This is a genomic window from Campylobacter sp. RM6914 (assembly GCF_004803835.1).
In the GTDB taxonomy this organism is placed as follows: Bacteria; Campylobacterota; Campylobacteria; order Campylobacterales; family Campylobacteraceae; genus Campylobacter_A; species Campylobacter_A californiensis.
On record NZ_CP012545.1, the window covers coordinates 943,241 to 962,415 of the forward strand.

The 19,175-nt window shown below is 36.2% G+C and carries 19 protein-coding genes; 4 read left to right on the forward strand and 15 right to left on the reverse strand.

Translation table 11 applies throughout. The annotated features are described in order from the left end of the window. Positions 1-40 precede the first annotated feature (40 nt). Positions 41-1,585 (forward strand): inorganic phosphate transporter, encoded by a 1,545-nt coding sequence (locus CCAL_RS04930; RefSeq protein ID WP_170015394.1) that lies wholly within the window; start codon positions 41-43, stop codon positions 1,583-1,585. Here the strand turns inward: CCAL_RS04930 and mnmH are convergent, their stop codons facing one another. From mnmH to CCAL_RS04975, 9 genes are all read right to left on the reverse strand, one after another. Then, positions 1,586-2,611, reverse strand: a complete 1,026-nt coding sequence (gene mnmH / locus CCAL_RS04935; protein WP_170015396.1) for a tRNA 2-selenouridine(34) synthase MnmH — start codon at positions 2,609-2,611, stop codon at positions 1,586-1,588. It lies immediately after the preceding gene. After that, entirely contained in the window at positions 2,598-3,083 is a 486-nt protein-coding gene (locus CCAL_RS04940) for an HIT family protein (protein ID WP_169936037.1), read from the reverse strand. Before CCAL_RS04940 ends, mnmH begins: the two co-directional genes overlap by 14 nt. Further along, complete coding sequence (trpC, locus tag CCAL_RS04945) at positions 3,083-3,880, reverse strand: indole-3-glycerol phosphate synthase TrpC (RefSeq protein ID WP_170015398.1); 798 nt, start codon at positions 3,878-3,880, stop codon at positions 3,083-3,085. Before trpC ends, CCAL_RS04940 begins: the two co-directional genes overlap by 1 nt. Next, positions 3,877-5,136, reverse strand: a complete 1,260-nt coding sequence (locus CCAL_RS04950) for a tetratricopeptide repeat protein (RefSeq protein ID WP_170015400.1) — start codon at positions 5,134-5,136, stop codon at positions 3,877-3,879. The genes trpC and CCAL_RS04950 overlap by 4 nt, the downstream gene beginning before the upstream one ends. Then, a complete protein-coding gene (locus CCAL_RS04955) occupies positions 5,112-5,480 on the reverse strand; it encodes a YkgJ family cysteine cluster protein (protein ID WP_170015402.1) in 369 nt (122 codons plus the stop codon). The genes CCAL_RS04950 and CCAL_RS04955 overlap by 25 nt, the downstream gene beginning before the upstream one ends. Beyond that, on the reverse strand, positions 5,477-6,178 hold the full coding sequence (locus CCAL_RS04960; RefSeq protein WP_170015404.1) for a tRNA1(Val) (adenine(37)-N6)-methyltransferase: 702 nt from the start codon (positions 6,176-6,178) through the stop codon (positions 5,477-5,479). Before CCAL_RS04960 ends, CCAL_RS04955 begins: the two co-directional genes overlap by 4 nt. Next, a complete protein-coding gene (locus tag CCAL_RS04965; RefSeq protein ID WP_170015406.1) occupies positions 6,175-8,418 on the reverse strand; it encodes a hypothetical protein in 2,244 nt (747 codons plus the stop codon). The genes CCAL_RS04960 and CCAL_RS04965 overlap by 4 nt, the downstream gene beginning before the upstream one ends. A 5-nt stretch (positions 8,419-8,423) precedes the next feature. Continuing rightward, complete coding sequence (locus CCAL_RS04970) at positions 8,424-9,380, reverse strand: NAD(P)-binding domain-containing protein (RefSeq protein ID WP_169935753.1); 957 nt, start codon at positions 9,378-9,380, stop codon at positions 8,424-8,426. 141 nt (positions 9,381-9,521) lie between these two features. Beyond that, positions 9,522-10,862 carry a class II 3-deoxy-7-phosphoheptulonate synthase gene (locus CCAL_RS04975; protein ID WP_170015408.1) on the reverse strand — a complete coding sequence of 447 codons (1,341 nt, stop codon included), beginning with the start codon at positions 10,860-10,862 and terminating at the stop codon, positions 9,522-9,524. Positions 10,863-11,011: 149 nt separating this feature from the next. Between CCAL_RS04975 and rarD (CCAL_RS04980) the strand changes: the two genes are divergently transcribed. From rarD (CCAL_RS04980) to CCAL_RS04990, 3 genes are read left to right on the forward strand one after another with little or no spacing between them, the layout of a single operon-like run. Further along, entirely contained in the window at positions 11,012-11,899 is an 888-nt protein-coding gene (rarD, locus tag CCAL_RS04980; RefSeq protein ID WP_170015410.1) for an EamA family transporter RarD, read from the forward strand. Further along, positions 11,896-12,774, forward strand: a complete 879-nt coding sequence (rarD, locus tag CCAL_RS04985) for an EamA family transporter RarD (protein ID WP_170015412.1) — start codon at positions 11,896-11,898, stop codon at positions 12,772-12,774. The genes rarD (CCAL_RS04980) and rarD (CCAL_RS04985) overlap by 4 nt, the downstream gene beginning before the upstream one ends. Continuing rightward, a complete protein-coding gene (locus tag CCAL_RS04990) occupies positions 12,771-13,238 on the forward strand; it encodes a hypothetical protein (protein WP_169935745.1) in 468 nt (155 codons plus the stop codon). The genes rarD (CCAL_RS04985) and CCAL_RS04990 overlap by 4 nt, the downstream gene beginning before the upstream one ends. A gap of 27 nt (positions 13,239-13,265) precedes the next feature. Here CCAL_RS04990 and CCAL_RS04995 read toward each other — a convergent pair whose 3' ends face one another. From CCAL_RS04995 to CCAL_RS05020, 6 genes are all read right to left on the reverse strand, one after another. Continuing rightward, positions 13,266-14,309: a glycoside hydrolase family 3 protein gene (locus CCAL_RS04995; protein ID WP_170015414.1), complete on the reverse strand. Its 1,044-nt coding sequence runs from the start codon at positions 14,307-14,309 to the stop codon at positions 13,266-13,268. A gap of 14 nt (positions 14,310-14,323) precedes the next feature. Continuing rightward, the gene (locus tag CCAL_RS05000) at positions 14,324-15,214 is read right to left on the reverse strand and encodes an NAD(P)H-dependent glycerol-3-phosphate dehydrogenase (RefSeq protein WP_170015417.1); all 891 of its coding nucleotides are present in this window, start codon (positions 15,212-15,214) and stop codon (positions 14,324-14,326) included. Positions 15,215-15,360: 146 nt separating this feature from the next. Next, a complete protein-coding gene (gene gatB, locus CCAL_RS05005; RefSeq protein ID WP_170015419.1) occupies positions 15,361-16,785 on the reverse strand; it encodes an Asp-tRNA(Asn)/Glu-tRNA(Gln) amidotransferase subunit GatB in 1,425 nt (474 codons plus the stop codon). 144 nt (positions 16,786-16,929) lie between these two features. After that, positions 16,930-17,607 carry a F0F1 ATP synthase subunit A gene (locus CCAL_RS05010; RefSeq protein WP_169935737.1) on the reverse strand — a complete coding sequence of 226 codons (678 nt, stop codon included), beginning with the start codon at positions 17,605-17,607 and terminating at the stop codon, positions 16,930-16,932. Positions 17,608-17,721: 114 nt separating this feature from the next. Further along, positions 17,722-18,483 (reverse strand): TSUP family transporter, encoded by a 762-nt coding sequence (locus tag CCAL_RS05015; protein WP_170015421.1) that lies wholly within the window; start codon positions 18,481-18,483, stop codon positions 17,722-17,724. Between the two features lie 122 nt (positions 18,484-18,605). Further along, a complete protein-coding gene (locus CCAL_RS05020) occupies positions 18,606-19,139 on the reverse strand; it encodes a superoxide dismutase family protein (RefSeq protein ID WP_170015423.1) in 534 nt (177 codons plus the stop codon). Positions 19,140-19,175: the final 36 nt, after the last annotated feature.

Genomic DNA, 19,175 nt, shown 5'->3' on the forward strand with positions numbered 1-19,175 from the left:
ATATAATGCTGACACAATTACAAAGGAGGCTATTTTGCTTTTGTCAAGGGAAAATTTATTAGCTTTGTTTATATTTGCCATCTGTAGTGGCGGCTTTTTTATATGGGGGTATCAATACATCCCGACAAATCACTTCTTTTTATTTTCCATAGCAAGTATTTTTGGTATTTTCATGGCATTTAACATCGGTGGAAACGATGTGGCAAATAGCTTTGGAACAAGCGTTGGGGCAAAAACTCTAACGCTAAAACAAGCTCTTATTATCGCAGCTATTTTTGAGCTAAGTGGCGCGATATTTGCAGGTTCGGAAGTTACGGCAACCATTAGAAACGGCATAATAAAATTCCCAGAAGATGGGATGAATCCCATGAAATTCGTAGCGATAATGACCTCTGCTCTTTTAAGCTCCGGACTTTGGCTTTTTTACGCTACAAAAAGAGGACTTCCTGTTTCAACCACACACTCTATCGTAGGCGGTATCGTAGGAGCCGGTGTGATCATGGGGTACACAACATACGGGAGTCAAGAGGCGCTTGGCATGATCTCTTGGAAAGGCATAGGAAGCATAGTCTTTAGCTGGGTGATCTCTCCGCTACTTGGTGGCGCAGTATCTTATGTGATCTATAAATACATAAAAAGAAAGATCTTGGAGCCAACACATGAGCTAAAGTTATCTTTAAAAGCACTAAAAAACGAGCGAAAGGCATACAAAGAAGAATTTATAAGATCGCTTAAAAGCCTTCCTAAAGATGTGCAAATTTCAACCATAACAAGAATGGCAATGATCGATGAAGACGACATAGAAAACAACGGATATAGCGAATACAAATCAAACATCAAAAAGATGAAAGAGCGCGAAAAAGCCCTTGATACATTTAGCGCAATGAAAAAACACATACCTTTTATAGCAAGCTTTGCCGCTATGGTGATATCAGGCATGATGTTATTTAAGGGTCTTAAACACTTAAATTTAACAGTTAGCACGATCCAGACGATATGGATTATATTTGTTATAGGCGCGTTAGCTTATCTTGCCAGCTTTGCCATCATAAATGTCATGAACAAGAACGATAGCGAAAAAAGCATAAACAGGATATTTTCTTGGTTTCAAATTTTTACCGCATCATCTTTTGCTTTTTCTCACGGCGCAAACGATATTGCAAACGCGGTAGGCCCATTTGCCGCTATACTTGATGTATTAAAAACAGGCACAATAAATGAAGCCTCACCTATACCTAGCGTAGCTATGGTTACCTTTGGTATAGCTCTTGTTATAGGGCTTTGGTTTTTAGGCAAAGAGGTTATTACTACAATAGGCTCAAAACTAGCCGAGATACTTCCTGCTACAGGATTTAGTGCAGAGCTTGCGGCCAGCCTTGTAATACTACTGGCAACCAAGCTTGGCATACCGGTAAGTTCTACACATATACTTATCGGGGCAGTGCTTGGTATCGGCATAGTAAATAACAATGCAAACTGGAGCATGGTAAAACCTATACTTCTTGCATGGGTTATCACCCTGCCTACGGCAGCTGTATCATCGGCTGTTATTTATATTGGATTAGAAAATATCTTAGGTCTTTAATCATTTACGAGGAAATTCTCCTCGTAAAACCTCTTCCCTTATCTCATTAAGCCTTAAAAGTGCTTCGTCAAAATTATCAGAATTTATACTAATATCTATCTTTGCTGCTTTTTTATAGACCTTATCGTAGTATTTTGTTAGTAAAATTTCACTAACTTTTGCTATATCGTTACGCTCAAATGCCTCTATGGCTTCTTGTTTTGCCTTTGTTTTTATAAAAGGAGAAATTTTGCTCATGCAAGCATAAAAATATTTATCATCCACGTTTTGATAATCTTGCATTATGCACTCTATCCTGCGCGATAAGCTAGCCTTTACTTCAACACAAACACCGCTTCTTAAAGCTTCATGTAAAGTAGCAGGAAGAGTAAGCGAGCCTATCTTTCTACTCTCTCCTTCAGCAAAACAAACTTTACCTTTTAGCCTATTAAGCTCAAAAAACAATTCATCCTCAAATGCTTTTTGGCTTGGCTGAGCCCCGTTTATCTCGCCAAAAACCGAACCTAAATGATTTGCTATATTTTCTAAGTTTATAGACGGAGAAAGCGCCTTTATGAGTTTGGTTTTAAAGCAACCAGTATTGCCAAAAAGTGTTATAAATTTAGTATCAACCTTCGACTCTAGTACCTGTCTTACATGTGCCCTAAAACTTTTATATCCACCGTTTAGCCTAACAACTCTATATCCTATCATGCTAAGAACGGTTGCTATCGAGGCTGATCTCATGCCTCCCTTTGCGCAGTATATCCCAACAACTGAGCCAACCTTACAGCTATCATAAACCTTATCTATGATATTTTGCAAATTTTCGGATATGTATTTTGCACCAAGAACTTTTGCTAAAGATCTGTTTTCTTTGTATATGCAGCCTATTTCGTGATGTTCTTTATCGTTTAGCGCATATAAATTTTGTGCATTTTTTATATGAGAATATGCATACTCATGTGGGCTTCTGGCGTCGATTAAAATTTCAAATTCGTTTTTTTTCTCCAACCACGGATTTATTTCAAGTTCAGATAATGGCACTAAATGCCTTTTTTAACTTTTCAAAAAGAGGATGAAACGGAACCCCATTTACTCTAACATCAGATATCGTAGTTATAAAATTTGTATCCCTACTCCATCTAGGAACTAGATGATAATGCACGTGCTCGGCTATCCCTGCACCGGCTGCAGCGCCTAAATTCATGCCTATGTTTACGCCTTCTGCATGAAGCTCATTTTTTAAAATTTTAACACCCTCTCTTACAAAACGGCTCATCTCAAGCCAAGTATTGTCTTGCAAGTCCTCTATCTTATCCGTGTGTTTAAGTGGTATAACCATAAAATGACCGGGGGTATACGGATAGAGATTCATTATCCCAAAACAATACTTCGCTCGAAATAAAACTCCCGCCTTATCATCATTTTCTGGATGATTTATGATATTACAAAAGACACATCCGTCGGGCTTTGAGCCAAAATACTCACTTCTCCATGGTGCACAAAGATGCTCCATCACATACCTCCTTTTATTGATATTACAGCCTCAGCGATACTTTTCTTACGCATAAAATGTTCTCCTATCAAAAACGCGTCAACACCGATTTTATTTAGCTCCATAAGTTGTTCGTGGCTCTCAAGCCCACTTTCCGCAACTATAACCTTGTCTTTTGAAGCGTTTAAGATAACAGGCACAAGCTTTTCGCAAAGCCCCATATCCATGGTAAATGTGTCTAAATTTCTATGATTTATACCAATTATCTTTGCTCCAACTTCTAAGGCTTTTTCAAGATCTTTCATGTCATGCACTTCGACTAAAATTTCAAGTCCTATGCCTTTTGCATACTCCATAAGCTCTTTTAGCTTGGTCAAACTTAGCGCTTTTACTATAAGTAAAGCAAAATCCGCACCAAATATCAATGCTTCTAAAAGTTGATATTTGTCTACGATAAAATCTTTTCTAAGTAGGGGCGTTGATGTATATCGTCTTATTTGCGTTAAATACTCAACATTACCCTTAAACCAATGAGGTTCGGTTAAAACGCTTATAGCATTAACATTTGCGGTCTCATACTCTTTTGCTATACTTAACGGAGTGAAATCCTCTCTGATTATGCCCTTGCTAGGGCTTGCTTTTTTTACTTCAGCAATGATTCTAAGAGGTTCGCCTTTTGTGCTTTTTAGCGCAGATATAACATCTCTTGGAGCATAAGGATTAGCGCTGTAAGCGCGTTCCAACCACTCCATTTTATACTTCTTCTTTCGTTCTTCAAGATCCTCTTGCGTTTTGTTTATGATCTCGTCAAGTATCATTTTTTAGACCCTTTGTTTGATTTCTTAATGCACTTTTCTATTAAATTTAAATGCTCTTTTGCCTCTTTTGTATTTTTAAATTCAAAGTCCTGCATAGCCTTTAGCATTATCTCTTTTGCTTTTTTGCAGTCACCAAGCTTATAATATCCCCATGCAAGAGAGTCTTGATAATACGGAGAATCAGGTGAAATTTCAAGAGCTCTTTTTACAAGACTTATACCCTTTTTTACGTCCACATCATGATCTATGAGCAAATACCCGTAGTAGTTTAGATAAATTTCTTTATCAAGCTTAACCACACTTGCTTCAAATTTATCCATTACGCTTTCAAGTTGTTTTTGCTCGTGTTTGTCATACATCTCATACTCAAAAACAGCAGCCCTTGCTAAAAATTCAAGATCCCTAGTATCATTATAAATTTTAACGGCAAGGACATAAGCATCACCATAGCTTTTCATGGTAGCGTAAATTTCCATTAAGACTGTATCATTATAGCTATATTTTTTCAAAAACTCAGCAGCGGCTTTATAATTTTTATCGTAAATGAAAATTTGCAGTGCCTTTTCAAGATAATTTTTATTCTGGCTGATAGCATAAAGTTCTTCGCAAATTTCTACCATCTTGGTAAAATTTTGTGTTTGCAAATATAAATCAGACATCGTTTCACAAATTTTTATCGTGCAACCAAACTCATCCTTGTATCGTTGCAAATACGAAAGTGCATCTTGTGGCTTTTCAAGTTGATTTATCAAAACATCGACTATACGCAATAGCGTTTCTTCATTTTTATCTAAATTATAAGCTTCTTCAAAATACCTTAACGCCGTTATGCTATCGTTTTGTAGCATACATATCGTGCCTAAGATCAAGATATTTCTTACGTTTGGCTCTTTTGCGACCAAATCCCTCATGATATTTCTGGCATATGAAAACTGTTTTGCGTTTACCATATCAGCAACCTTGATACGTATAAATTCACTATCATCCTTAAGTGAAACCTCGCTTTTTTTCAAAAGCTCTTTAAGCTTTGGACTGCTTGACGCATAGGCTAGCTTTAACGCCTCTTTTAAGTAAGCAACTTGCTTGGTTTTTTCAAAAAGCTCCTCATATATAACGATAGAATTTTCTATGTTGCCATCATTTTGCAGTGTAAGTGCTTGCAGTATGCTTAAATTTAACTCGTCATCGGCGTTTATATTTGTAATAAAAATAGCAAAAAACAAAGAAGCGGTTATAAAAATTTTACGCCAATACATTCTCTCTCTAACTCTCTTAAATTTTTTCTGAAATAGTCCCAAAACGGAAAACTTCTACACTGTGATGGACGAAACTCGTAAATAGAACAATTTTTATTTATCTCATCAAAAAACACACAAGCATATCCATCTTCATGACTTTTTTCTTTTATGCTAAATTTTTTACCGACTTTTATTAGAAATTTTTCTTTAAATTCATCTTCATTTAGCCCCAAATGCTCAGCTAAAAGTCTACTTTCGCCCTCATCTATCCAGATATATCCACTCTCGCCAGTGCAGCATTTGCCGCCACACTCTTCACAAAAACTAGGGTCAAATTCCCACTCAAAACCATCTTGCTTCATTCATAACCCTTACTTTTTGTATCCGCTTTTTTAAAAATTTCATTTGCCTCTTTTGAGTAACTACCATCTTTCATTAATATAATAGGCGGTAAAATTTTACACTTTGAACGAGAGCCTTTTTTGGCTCTGATCAAAACTAAATTCGCACAACTTTGCTCTTTTGAATGAACAAATTTGACGCAAATAGGTTTTATCTTAAATTCATCCAAAAGTGTGAAAATTTCGTTAAGGCAAATAGCATCATAGCAAAATATCAACTCTGCATTTGACTTTAAATTTTGATTTGCACTATATAAAAATTCCCTAAGACCCAAAAACGACGCATAACGGCTAATTGCAGTGTGTTTGTTTTGACTTTGTTTGACGCCCTCGTGATAAAACGGAGGATTTGAAACGATAAGCTCAAATTTATTGCCGTCTTTAAATGTGTTAAAATCAGCCATTATAGTTTTAATCTCAAGAAAATTTTCTGCGGCATTTTTACGCGAAATGTCTAAATTTATCTCTTGCACATCAAGCAAACTAAGCTGCATTCCGCTAAAATCTCGCTTCAACAAAAGACCCAAAATTCCACATCCGCAACCAACATCAAGCACCCTGCCTTTAAACCATGGATTTAAATTCTCACAAATAAACCCATAAAGCATAAGCGTATCGGAGTTATATCTATATCCGTCTTTAAGCTGAGAAAGGATCATCTATAAACCTTTAAAACAAAGCCTCTTGCATTGTTTTTAACTATTATTTCCGAGCTAAAGCTTATGCGAGCAAACTCTCCGAACTCATCTTTTACAAGCTCAGCTGCAGCCTTTGCTCTTTCTTTACCAACACCATAGTTTACATACTCGTTAAGTCGTCCTAGCTCGTCTTTTTTGATATTTTGTGCGACATTTTGCGGTATAACAAAGTTCTTTTGATCGACTATCGGGGTGATTTCATAAATATAATTTGCCGTAAATCTTTGCAAAAATTCACTCACGCGATTTTTGCACATTACGCTTATTTTATCTCTTGCATCCATATCGATACACTCAAGGCTAGAGATAAGCACGAGTTTCGTAGGAATTTCTGGCTTCGTTTGCGCTTCAAGTATCATTTTTAATTTTGCATTTTCATCCTCTAAAGCATCTTGCTTGTCTAAATTTTGCTCTATATCTTTTTGAAGCTCCGCGATTTGCTCACTTGTGCTATTTGACTGCCTTGCGTGAAGCTGCTTTATCTTATCGGTGAGCTCTTTTATGGTTTCATTGCTATCTTGTGCTAACCTTTTAGCCTCTTTAAGCTCGTTTTTTAGGGATTTTATCGTTACACTTGCCGTTGCATTGTATTCGCTTGGAGGTAAATTTTGTTCCACCTTTTTTTCAAGTATATTTATCTCTTGGCGTAAAATTTCATAATTTTGCCTATCTATCTTTAAACTTCTTTGATGAGCCTCAAGCTCGATTTGTTTATTGTTTAGTTTTAAATTTAGCTCGCTTATATTATTTTCTAAATTTTTTACTTCTGCTTGTTTATCGGCAAATTTGGCAGTCATTTCATCAAGCTTTAAATTTGTTTCGCTAATTTTTTTATTTTGATCGATGATAGCTACACTTTGTTCATTTAAATTTTTAGCATTTTTTTGCAAAGTCTCATTTGTTTTTAGATACTGGGCATTTAGCTCGCCAAATTCTTTTTGAGCATTGGATAGCTTTGCTTTTAACTCTTTTATGTCATTATCTGCATATGCGTTTAGTTCTTTAAATTTTGTATTTTCTAGCTTTAGTTTTTCAAGGTCTTTAGCCATACTTAAGACCATTGCATTACTTGTCTTAAGCTCTTCTTCGGTTTTTAAATTTCTATCTTTTAATGTTTCATGTTCTTTTTTTAAAGCCATCAAACTTGCGTTTAATTCCAAGTTTTGACCGTTATAATTTTTAGCTGTATCATCTTTAGCCTGCAAACTTTTTTGCAAAAGCTTAAGCTCATAGCGGCTTGTATCAAGAGCGGTTTTTGTATCTTCTAAGCTCTTTTTTAAGTCTAGCACGGAATTTGCTTTCTTTGAAAGCTCATCCTCCATAACAAGTCTTTGAGTTTCAAACCCTTCAGTTATGATTCTAAGCTCTTTATTGTGTTTAAAACTTAAATTTGAAGCGTCATTTCTTTCTTGTTCAAGCTCGTTTTGTAAAGTTTCAAGCTCATTTTTGCTTAGAATTCTCATTTGTAAGATATTTTCATTAAGCTCATCTATCTTTTGAGCTTGCTCTTTAACCTTGGACAATAACTCGATGTTTTGGCTGCTTAAGGCGCTTATATTTGCCTCTGCTTGATCTTTTTCCTTAGCAAATTTCTCTTGCATTTGAGCTTTATAGTTTTTGTCGCTAATACTTAATTCATTTAAAGCGTTTTCAAGGTCAACTATCTTTTTCTCATAAGCCTTAGAGCTTTCTATCATGTCGGCTTGTGCTTCGTTTAAGCGTTTAGTTATATTTTCTATGTTGATAAAATGCTGCGCTTCAAGCTCCGTTAGATTATGAGAATTTTTTTGATTTATAAGCTCCTTTTCGTTTTCGAATTCCTCTTTTAGTAAATTTACCTTGCTTATAAATTCGATATTTTTCTCACTCATATCGATATTATCTTGTGCTAAAATCGCATTTTTACTAGCTAGTTCGCGTACTAAAGATTGAAGCTCCTCGACGTTAGTACTTAACTGCGTTTCATCGTTTAAGACGAAATTTTGAGTATAGCTTTTTGGTGTTATATAACCGCCATACTCAAACAAATCATCCTTGCTTATATACTTAGCCTTTTCTTCTTGAGGTAAATTTTCAAAGCTGATGAGATGGATAGGATGTTGGCGTTCACCCTCTTTAAATTCAGTGTTTTTGTCACTAAGTCCTATCCATATAGCAATTGTAAAAAAAGTTAAAAAGATAGCCGATACGAGAAGCTTCAAGCCTATTATCCTCTTTTGGCAATAATATCTTTTACTACGACATGCGCGTGATTTAGTGCGGCAACTATTGAGCCGCCGTTTTTAAGAACTATATCTCCTCCGATATAAAGCGACGGTATATTGCTTTGATATTTCTCATCGACTATTGGATTGCCTTTTTCGTCCATTGCGATTTGACATTTTTGTAAAAAATCAACCGGACTTGAGCCTCCTATGGCATAAACAACGCGGTCATATACACGAATTTTACCGTTTGAGTAGTGCACTCTAACACGTCCACTTTCGTTTTCTAACTCTGTTATATCGTGATTTAAACGGACTTTGATCTTTTTATGTTTTTCAAGCTCCCACAAAGCATCTTTGTTTGTTTCGTTTACACGTGAAAAATCATCTCTTCTATAAGCTATCGTAGTTTTGTTATATAAACAAAGCTCAATCGCGTATTCAACGGCAGAATTTCCACCTCCTACAACTAAAACCTTCTCGCCTTTAGTGCAGTTATCAAGGTTAAAATTTATCACTTGGTTTAGTGAAGGCGGGATTTTATAATCCGGCTTATTTGGCCTGCCCATTTTGCCGATAGATATCATTACGCTTTTTGCCTTAAAGGTTGCATTTGCAGTTGTCACGTTAAGTAGATCACCGTCTTTTTTGATACTTTCAACCTCGGAGTTAAATATAGCCTTAATCTTTTCTTCATCTAAAAGCTTATCAAAAAAGTCAAGTGTGCTCTCTTTTGTTCCATCTTCAAACGCAACAACTCCGTGAATAGTGCTATCTTGACCCTTATACTCTTTATCTACGCGTTTATTGTCTTTATAAAATTTTCTTATAGTTTGACTATGATTATCACCTTTTTCTAACAATAGAACATTATGAAGTCCGTTTCTTTTAGCCTCAACAACCGTAGCTATACCGCAAGGACCACCGCCGACTACGACTAAATCATAAATATTTTGCATATTTTTCTCCATAAACATTAAATAACTTATGAATTTAACAAAAAAAAGATTAAAAACTAAGAAAATTTATTAGCTAAAGTATAATTTGGGAAATATAAAAAGAGAAATTTTAGTGCAAAAATTTGCACTAAAATTATGTTGTTAAGCTTTTTTTAGGAAGTCTGCGATTAAAAATGCAAGCTCAAGCGCTTGATCGGCATTTAAGCGAGGGTCGCATTGTGTTTCATAGCGCTCTTCTAGGCTTTGTTCTGTTACGTTTAGTGTTCCGCCGGTGCACTCGGTAACATCTTGTCCCGTCATCTCAAGATGTATGCCACCAGGATGAGTTCCTTCTGCCTTGTGTATCTCAAAAAAGCTTCTAACTTCGCTTATGATTTTATCAAATTCGCGTGTTTTATAGTTGTTCGAGCTTTTTACGGTATTGCCATGCATAGGGTCTATGCTGTAAAGTATATTTAATCCTTCTCTCTTTAGCTCGCGCAAAATTTGAGGTAAATTTTTCTCTATCTTATCAGCTCCCATACGGATGATGACATTTAGTCTGCCAACCTCATTTTCTGGGTTAAGCTTATTTGATAGATCGATAATATCTTGAGCCGTAGCCGTAGGTCCGATCTTAACACCGATGGCGTTTTTTATACCGCTTAAGAAATGCACGTGAGCGTCATCTACACCCCTGGTTCTTTCACCTATCCAAAGCATGTGCGCAGAACAATCATACCAATCTCCGGTCAAGCTATCCTCTCTGGTCATAGCCTCTTCATAAGGCAACAAAAGCGCCTCATGTGAGGTATAAACGGCTGTTTGAGTTAGCGTAGGAGTATTTTCAGACGTTAGCCCGCAAGCTGCCATAAAGGCAAGAGTTTTGGTTAGCTCATCGGCAAGTTGTGCATATTTTTCGCCGATATCAGGCTTTTTAATAAAGCCCAAATTCCACTTATGCACTTGATGTAAATCAGCCAAACCACCGCGAGAAAACGCTCTAAGCAAGTTCATTGTTGATGCGCTTTGATAGTAAGCTTCTATCATGCGTTTTGCATCAGGAATTCTGGCCGCTTCGTTAAATTCAAAGCCATTTATGATATCTCCACGATAGCTAGGAAGCCTTACTCCTGCTACCTCTTCAAAGTCACTACTTCTAGGCTTTGCAAACTGTCCTGCCATACGCCCTACTTTGACGATAGGACAGCCTCCTGCAAATGTCAAAACAATAGCCATTTGAAGCAAAAGCTTAAACATATCTCTTATGTTATTTGCGCCTAAATTTAAAAAGCTCTCGGCACAATCCCCGCCTTGAAGCAAAAATGCGTTACCATCGCAAGCTTTTGCAAGCTCTGTTTTTAATTTTCTAGCCTCACCCGCAAAAACAAGCGGCGGAAGGGTTTTAAGTTTAGTTTCAACATCTCTCAACTCGTCTAAATTCGGATAAACAGGCTGCTGTAAAGCCCTGTATTTCCTCCAACTGTCACGACTCCAACTCATAAAAAACCTTTATTGATTAAATTTAATCTCACGATTATAGCACTTAAAACTTAAAGTAAATTCTAAATTTTACATTAATCAACTCTTAAACATAAAAGCCCTATAATCTCGCACTTAAACTAAAAACATTAACACTCTCAAGGTAACAAATGGACATTAAAAATCAAAAAGCACAGGGCTTCTTCTATGCCGTAAGTTCGTTTGTTGCTTGGGGATTTTTTCCGATATTTTTTAAGCTTTTTGACGAAAGTGTAAGCGCATATGAAATTTTAGCTCACCGTATAATTTGGTCTGTATTTTTCATGTCGATCGTTCTTTTGTTTATCAAAAAACTTCAAAATATTAAAATTTTACTTCAAAATAAAAGCACAAGAAAGGCTCTTTTTTTAAGCGGTTTATTGATTAGTGCAAACTGGGGAGTTTACGTATACGCAGTAGCTAATGATAAAATTTTAGAGGCTAGTTTGGGGTATTTTATCAACCCGTTAATGAACATTATATTTGGATTTTTAGTCTTTAAAGAGAAGATAAGTAAGATTTCAGCCATTGCGATATTTATCGTGATATTTGCCATCGGGGTTCAAATTTATGCCCTAAAAGCACTTCCTGTTATATCACTGCTTTTGCCGATAACATTTGCACTTTACGGAGTTGTTAGAAAGCAGATAAGAGTCGCCGCGCTTGAAGGGCTTTTTATAGAAACATTACTTGTTTTGCCTTTTGCACTTGGATATGTTTTTTATCTATCCTTGATCTCGCAAAACCACTTCACAAACGGCACAAATACAACCATTATGATAATTTCAGGTATCGCTACCGTCGTGCCGTTACTGGCATTTAATGCTGCCACCACCCGTATAAATTTAAGCACGATCGGCTATATACAGTATCTTTCTCCCACCCTCTCTATGCTGTGCGGTGTGTTTTTATTTCATGAAGAGCTTGGATTTTACAGAGGAATTTCATTTGTTCTTATATGGATCGCACTATTTTTAAGTGGTTTTGGTACTATGATAAACACAAAGTCAAAGTCATGAAAGAAGAACGACTAGGTCTTATTTTTGGCATTAGCGCATTTTGCCTATGGGGCTTTTTGGTTGTATTTTTTAAACAATTTAATGGAGTTAATCCATATGAGATAGTAGCTCACAGAGTGCTCTGGTCGGTTTTAGTGCTGCTTTTAGTTTTGGTATATCTAAGACGTATTTCATCTTTGATTAAAATTTTACTAAATTTCAATGTAACATTTTGGCTGTTTATTAGCGGGCTTTTACTTAGCTCAAGCTGGTGTATATTTGTTTATACCGTAGATGCAGGGCTTGTTTTAGAGGCAGGTTTTGGAAATTTCATAAGCCCCTTGCTTTCTATACTTATTGGCTGCTTTGCTCTTAAAGAAAATATAACAAACGGTGCAAAAGTTGCCGTCTTTTTTGTGGTTTTAGCTATCTTGATCCAAAGCTTAACACTTGGCTCCTTGCCTGTTCTCTCCATTCTTTTAGCAACTATAGTTGCAATTTACGGGCTCATCAAGAAAAAGATAAGGGTTGCAGCACTTGAGGGACTTTTTGTAGAAAATTTACTGATTACGCCAATTGCCATGACTTACTTTTTATATCTTTTGCATAGTTCTCAAAGTCATTTTATGGCTGATTTAAACGGCTTTTTACTGATACTTTGCGGTCCTGTTACAGTTGTGCCCTTGCTGCTTTTTAGTGCAGCAACCACACGTATAAATTTAAGCACCATGGGGTATTTGCAGTATATAAATCCCAGCATTTCCATACTTTTGGCGATATTTTTATACGGCGAAAGTGTAGGAATTTATAAAATCATCTCTTTTTGCCTAATCTGGGTCGCACTTGCTATAATAACGCTTGAAGGATTTTACAAATACAAAAAAGGACACAAATGAATGACGATATAGGTTTTTATCTATTTTTGGCTATAGCGGCGGCTATGTTTTTGTTTTTTCAGATACAAAAACTAACAAGAAAACTCGACAAAGAAGAAGCTTTAAAGCCCATTAGCGGTAGTGGCACAGCAAATAACACAAACAAACAAAATTCTAAAAATTATCAAGGTTTTTGTGACGCTATAGATAATGAAATTCGCTTATTAAGGCAAGATGCACTAAATAACGATATCTTAAAAAACGAAGAAAATAGAGATAAATTTTTAGAAGAGCTAAGCAATATCAGTAAAAAACTAACATTTATCCAAACCATGAATGCAAACAAAGATGCGCAACAATGGGAAGCCCAACTGTTTGAAATTCTAAACAGGATAGAGGTTTTGGTAGATGAAAATTTCAAAGAAGCACAAGCAATAAATGATCGAACAAGGCTAAATTTAGAAAAACACTTTGAAAATTTATAAGATAAATTTAACAAGACAAGCTTCTTGTTAAATTTTCTTTTTTAGAGCCATTATGCGATCATAAGAGGCTTTTATACGCTCCTTGCTTATCTTTTTTTCATTTACGCCGTCAATTATATGCTGCACAACGATCTCTGCAGTGCGTTGTTTTGAAATTTTAAATTCACTAAAAAGCAAGATATCGCCTCCTGCATTTATAAATTTAACGATCTTATCTTTAAGTGCGCCTTCTCCAACGCCTTTCATAAGCATGTCATCGCTTATAACAACACCCTTAAAACCAAGCTGTTTGCGAAGTAGATCATTTATAACTTTTTTTGAAAAGGTGGCAGGCTGAGTTACATCTAAACCATCAACATACAAGTGTCCGACCATAACGATATCGGCTAAATTTTTATTTATAGCGTCTTCATAAGGCAAAAGTGCAGCACTATCTAGCGCAACAATAGTCTTGTCTTTATGAGAATCTTGCGCAGAGCTGCCATGACCGGGAAAATGTTTTAAAGTTGTTAAAACTTTCTCTTTAGCAAATGCCCTTAAAAAAGAATTGGCATAAAAACTTATCTTTGTTGCATTTTGACTATAAGCACGCTCTTTTGCTCCAATTATCGGAGAATTTATATCGTGTAGATCAAGAACGGGAGCAAAATTTAGATTAATACCAAGTTCTTTTAAATTTCTAGCCATCTTGACATACATCTCATAAGTCTGGCTGATATTAAGAGTTTGAGCCACTTCAAACGCACTCGGGTAGGTAAAACCAAGTGACTTTAAACGACTGATGTTGCCACCCTCTTCGTCAATAGCTATGAAAATTTTACCATTTTTTTCTTTTATGGCTTTTGTTAAAGCTTTTAAATTTTCTTTATCACTAACATTTCTAGCTAAAAGCATAACTCCGCCAAAGCGTCCGTAACCGGCATCGCTTAACATAGCTTTAACATTAGTATCTTTTAAATTTGAACCGTGAAAACCGACCATAACCATTTGCGATGCCATAGCTCTAAGACTAACTTCACTTGCACACAAATGCACGCTAAAAAACGCAAATAACAAATATAAAAATTTCATACTTTATCTCAAATTTATCGTTTTTCTAAAAGAGATCGAACACTTTCGTAAACGTCTTTTCCATCAAGCATTTTAACGACTTCGCATGCGATAGGAGTGTAGATGTCATTTTCTTTAGCTATCTTTAAAATAGCCCTAGCCGTTTCTACGCCCTCAGCAACCTCTCCAAGCTCGTTTAAAATTTTCTCCAAGCTCTCATTTTTAGCCAGTCCGATACCTACACGGTAGTTTCTTGATAAAACGCTTGATGCTGTCAAGAAAAGATCTCCCGCTCCGCTAAGACCCAAGAATGTCTCGTCTTTTGCACCAAAAAATTTGCCAAATCTAGCCATCTCGACAAGACCTCTTGAGATAAGACTAGCGCGAGCATTATTGCCAAGTCCAAGTCCGTCACAAATTCCTCCTGCGATAGCGATCACGTTTTTATAAGCGCCACAAATTTCAGCACCTATAACATCATCTGAGGCATAAGCCTTTATGTAGCTAGGAAAAAATCCTGCAAATTCAAGAGCCAGGTTTTGATTAACCGAGCTTATCACAATAGCGCATGGAAGCTTCTTTTCAACCTCTTTTGCAAAAGTAGGTCCGGATAGAAAAGCTAAATTTTCCTTTGGAACATATCGTTGGTAAATTTCATTTAAAAATCTTGAACTTTTGGTCTCGATGCCCTTACTGGCAACTAAAATTTTTTGACCGTTGTATTTAAAATTTTGCTCAAGCCACTGCGCAACAGCTTGAGTTGGTATAGTAAAAACAAGATATTTGCATTCAAGCGCCTCTTTTAAGCTTACAAAATTTTTAATATCACGAGGCGTTCTAGAGCTTATGACACATTCATTTTTCTCACTAAGAGCGTGAAAAAGCGCACTTCCCCATTTACCGGCTCCAATAACTGCTATCTTCATAATCTCTCTTTTAATAAAATTTCAAACACCAAGCATAAACAAAAGGCGTATTTTAAAATAAGTAAAAATTTGACCCAAGACCAAAATAACTATTTGTCATTAGCTCTCGTGATCAAATTTTTTAGAACAAGGGCGATACTATACCATTAAGCTAATTTTGACTTTAAAAGCTCGTTTACTTTGCCAGGGTTAAACGCACCCTTGCCCTCTTTCATGACCTGTCCGACAAAAAAGCCAAACATCTTTTCTTTTCCTGCTTTGTATTCGGCAACTTTATCGCTGTTAGCGCCTAAAATTCTGTCTATTATCTCAAGTATCGCACCGTCATCGCTAACTTGTTTTAAGCCTAGTTTTTCGATTATCTCATCTACTTTTTCGCTTGGGTTTTCCATTAGATAGTCAAGTACTTCTTTTCCCGCTTTGCCGCTTATAGTGCCGTCTTCTATGCGAGTTAAAAATTCTATCATTTTTGCACTATTTATGGGGCTAGTCTCGATAGTCACACCGTTTTTTAGACGTCCGCTAAGCTCAACCAGCAACCAAGTTACACAAAGTTTTGGTGAAATTTTAGCTCCGACAAGCTCTTCAAAATACCTAGCCATCTCAATGGTACTAACTAAATTTAGTGCATCATCTTCTTTTATGCCAAATTCACTTTGGTATCTTGCAACTTTCTCATCTGCTAGTTCAGGAATTTTAATAGCTTCATTATACATCTCATCGCCAACCTCTACAGGGAGTAAATCAGGGTCTGGGAAATAGCGATACTCTGCGCTATCTTCTTTACCTCTCATTGAGCGTGTAACTAAATTATTTGTATCAAAAAGACGTGTTTCTTGATAAACTTCTTCGTCATATTTGCCATCTTCCCAAGCTATACTTTGGCGCTCTACTTCGTAATCAATCGCTTTTTGTATGAATTTAAAAGAGTTTAGGTTTTTGATCTCAACGCGAGTATAAAGTTTTGTATCGCCTTTTGGACGGATACTAACGTTTGCGTCACAACGAAATGAACCCTCTTGCATATTCGCATCGCTTATATTTAAAAATCTCAAAATAGAATGAAGCTTTTTAAGATATGCCACAGCCTCGTCCGAGCTTCTAAGATCAGGCTCGCTTACTATCTCAAGAAGAGGTGTTCCAGCGCGATTTAGATCGACTAAACTTCTGCCGTCCTCATGAATATTTTTACCTGCGTCTTCTTCAAGGTGCGCTCTTGTTATACCGATACGTTTTTTTTCACCATTAACATCTATAAACAGTTCTCCGCCTTCAACTATAGGAATTTCAAACTGCGAAATTTGATAAGCTTTTGGAAGATCTGGATAAAAATAGTTTTTTCTATTAAAGACAGATTTTTTATTTATGGTTGCATTGACCGCCGTGCCAAAACTTATAGCTTTTTTTACGGCTTCTTTATTTAAAACAGGTAATGCTCCTGGCAGAGCTAGACAAGTTGGGCAAACGTGAGTATTAGCCTCATCTCCAAAACTTGTTGAACAAGAGCAGAAAATTTTTGTTTTTGTATTTAATTGAGTATGAACTTCAAGTCCGATAACGACTTCAAACATAATAAACCTTTATTAGCGTAATTTATACAAAAAAATTAGAGTGTATTGTATCAGTTATTTCTTTTAAAATATCTAAAAATCGAGTTTTTAAGGTAAAAAATTTAAGTAAAAAAGAAGAAAAGCCACAAAAAGTGGCTTAAAATTTTAATGCTCTTCTATGGCTACAGCGCCCGCTAAATAAACATAAGTTAGCATCATAAAGATAAAGGTTTGAAGCACAGCCATAAGCGTAAGTAACGCATAAGCCGGAAGCGGAGCAAACCAAGGAGCAAGAGTTAGCATAACCAATAAGAAAAGATCATCGCCTTTTATGTTACCGAAAAGACGGAAAGAAAGCGAAACAATACGTGATAAGTGTGAAATAATCTCAACCACAAACATAAGCGGAGCAAGCACCTTACTTGGTCCCATAAAATGTGCGAAGTATTTAAAGAAACCATTCTTTTTTATACCTTGATAGTTGTAATAAACAAAAACAACAAGAGCGAGAGTTAGAGTTAAATTTAGACTTGATGTCGGAGACTCAAAACCAGGAATTATACCGATAGCATTTGAGAAAAATACGATAAAACCGATAGTTGCAACAAGCGGAAGATATTTGCGAGCAAGTTCTTCACTACCTAGAGTATCTTTACCCATTGACACAACGCCCTCAAGATAAGCCTCTACTATATTTTGAAGACCGCGTGGAACTAATTGCATTTTAGCGGTTGCAAGTTTAGCCACTAAAACTACAATGATAGCAACCAAACAAAAGTGAAAAGCATACACAAATGCATGGCTATGATAAATCAAATCCGAAAAAAGAAAAATATCTTTCATTCATCAACCTTATTGAAAATTTTTGTCGTGATTTTATCAAAAATATTGTTAAAAGTTTTTTAAGCTTTTAAATTTTTAGGCTATTTTTGGTCTTTTAGCTAAAATTTAATCGCATCAACCCATAAAATAACTATAAACGAGCTTTAAAATTGTAGCACCGACGACTATCAAAAACATCGTTCGTATAAATTTTACCTCTTTTTTTATAACCATATTTGACCCAATGTATGCACCTAAAATTTGTCCAATACCCATCAATACGCCAACTATCCAAAGCACATGCCCGCCGATGATAAATACACCTAAAGATACGATATTACTAACAAAATTTAAAACTTTTGTATGTGCAACAGCTCGTTTCATGTTTGCGCCTATTAAGGCTACTATGGCAAATGTCCAAAACGACCCTGCTCCTGGTCCGAAAAATCCATCGTAAAAACCAAGTGCAAGACCAAAGGATGTATAAAACGCGCGGATATTCATCCTTGCTTTTCTGTCCTCTTCGCCGACTTTTGGAGCAAAAAGAGTGTATATAAATATCGCGATCAGTAAAAACGGTATGATGACTTGCAAAAATTTAGCATCAAGCACTAAAATAAGAGTCGTGCCGATACATGCCCCTATAAAAGTAAAAACAATACCGATCCAAATTTCTTTATAATCAACCATGCCTTTTAAGCTAAAATTTAATGCGGCAGTAAAACTTCCGAAACTTCCTTGGAGTTTGTTTGTTGCAAGGGCGACATGAGGAGGAACACCCATTGCCATGATGGCCGGTAAGGTTATAAGACCTCCGCCACCTGCGATAGCATCAATAAAACCACCCAAAAATGCAGCGGCAAAAAATACACAATAAGCTATAAGATCAAACTCCATACTAACCTCATTTATGAAATAAAGAGTTTATTTTACAGTTTTTAATATAAAAATTTAATTGCAAAAGAAAAATTTAAGAAAAGAAAGAGAGTGAGTCCCGTTTAGGAACTCAAAAAAGCGCGTTATTTTATAACACCGCAGATCATTCTAGCACCACCACCGCCAAGAGGTTTTGGGTGATCATGGTGGTTATCTCCACCTACATGTATCATCAAAGAGCGACCTTTTAGCTCGCTTATGCTTTTAATTTTTGGTGCTAGCACAGGATATATAGCGTTACCTTCAGCATCAACTATCAAAACAGGTAGATCGCCTTTATGTCCTTTGTCATCCCATGCAAATGAGTGTTTCTTAGTGCCTTCCGGATCCCAATGTCCTCCGGCTTTCATGCCAAGACCTTTTTCGGTTGCACCGCAATCTGGATTTTCATGCACGTGAAAGCCATGAATTCCGCTTGCGATACCCTTTAAATTTGGGAAAAACGCTACGCCGTGACTAGTATCAATAGCAACAACTTCGCCTACGGCAACATTACCTTTTTCGCCAAGTTGCTCCATGTTGATAACAATGTGATCTTGAGATTTTGGGTCAAACACAACCTCGTTTGCAAACAAAGCCGTACAAGCCAAAGCGCCTGCTAAAAGTATCTTTTTCATCTACTCTCCTTTTTAATAAAGTAAGAAAATAGTAAC

Coding starts and splice junctions, on each gene's coding strand:
- CCAL_RS04940 (WP_169936037.1), bottom strand. CDS start 3,083: ATGGAGCATCTTTGTGCACCATGGAGAAGTGAGTATTTTGGCTCAAAG.
- trpC (WP_170015398.1), bottom strand. CDS start 3,880: ATGATACTTGACGAGATCATAAACAAAACGCAAGAGGATCTTGAAGAA.
- CCAL_RS04950 (WP_170015400.1), bottom strand. CDS start 5,136: ATGTATTGGCGTAAAATTTTTATAACCGCTTCTTTGTTTTTTGCTATT.
- CCAL_RS04955 (WP_170015402.1), bottom strand. CDS start 5,480: ATGAAGCAAGATGGTTTTGAGTGGGAATTTGACCCTAGTTTTTGTGAA.
- CCAL_RS04960 (WP_170015404.1), bottom strand. CDS start 6,178: ATGATCCTTTCTCAGCTTAAAGACGGATATAGATATAACTCCGATACG.
- CCAL_RS04970 (WP_169935753.1), bottom strand. CDS start 9,380: ATGCAAAATATTTATGATTTAGTCGTAGTCGGCGGTGGTCCTTGCGGT.
- CCAL_RS04975 (WP_170015408.1), bottom strand. CDS start 10,862: ATGAGTTGGAGTCGTGACAGTTGGAGGAAATACAGGGCTTTACAGCAG.
- rarD (WP_170015410.1), top strand. CDS start 11,012: ATGGACATTAAAAATCAAAAAGCACAGGGCTTCTTCTATGCCGTAAGT.
- rarD (WP_170015412.1), top strand. CDS start 11,896: ATGAAAGAAGAACGACTAGGTCTTATTTTTGGCATTAGCGCATTTTGC.
- CCAL_RS04990 (WP_169935745.1), top strand. CDS start 12,771: ATGAATGACGATATAGGTTTTTATCTATTTTTGGCTATAGCGGCGGCT.
- CCAL_RS04995 (WP_170015414.1), bottom strand. CDS start 14,309: ATGAAATTTTTATATTTGTTATTTGCGTTTTTTAGCGTGCATTTGTGT.
- CCAL_RS05000 (WP_170015417.1), bottom strand. CDS start 15,214: ATGAAGATAGCAGTTATTGGAGCCGGTAAATGGGGAAGTGCGCTTTTT.
- gatB (WP_170015419.1), bottom strand. CDS start 16,785: ATGTTTGAAGTCGTTATCGGACTTGAAGTTCATACTCAATTAAATACA.
- CCAL_RS05010 (WP_169935737.1), bottom strand. CDS start 17,607: ATGAAAGATATTTTTCTTTTTTCGGATTTGATTTATCATAGCCATGCA.
- CCAL_RS05015 (WP_170015421.1), bottom strand. CDS start 18,483: ATGGAGTTTGATCTTATAGCTTATTGTGTATTTTTTGCCGCTGCATTT.
- CCAL_RS05020 (WP_170015423.1), bottom strand. CDS start 19,139: ATGAAAAAGATACTTTTAGCAGGCGCTTTGGCTTGTACGGCTTTGTTT.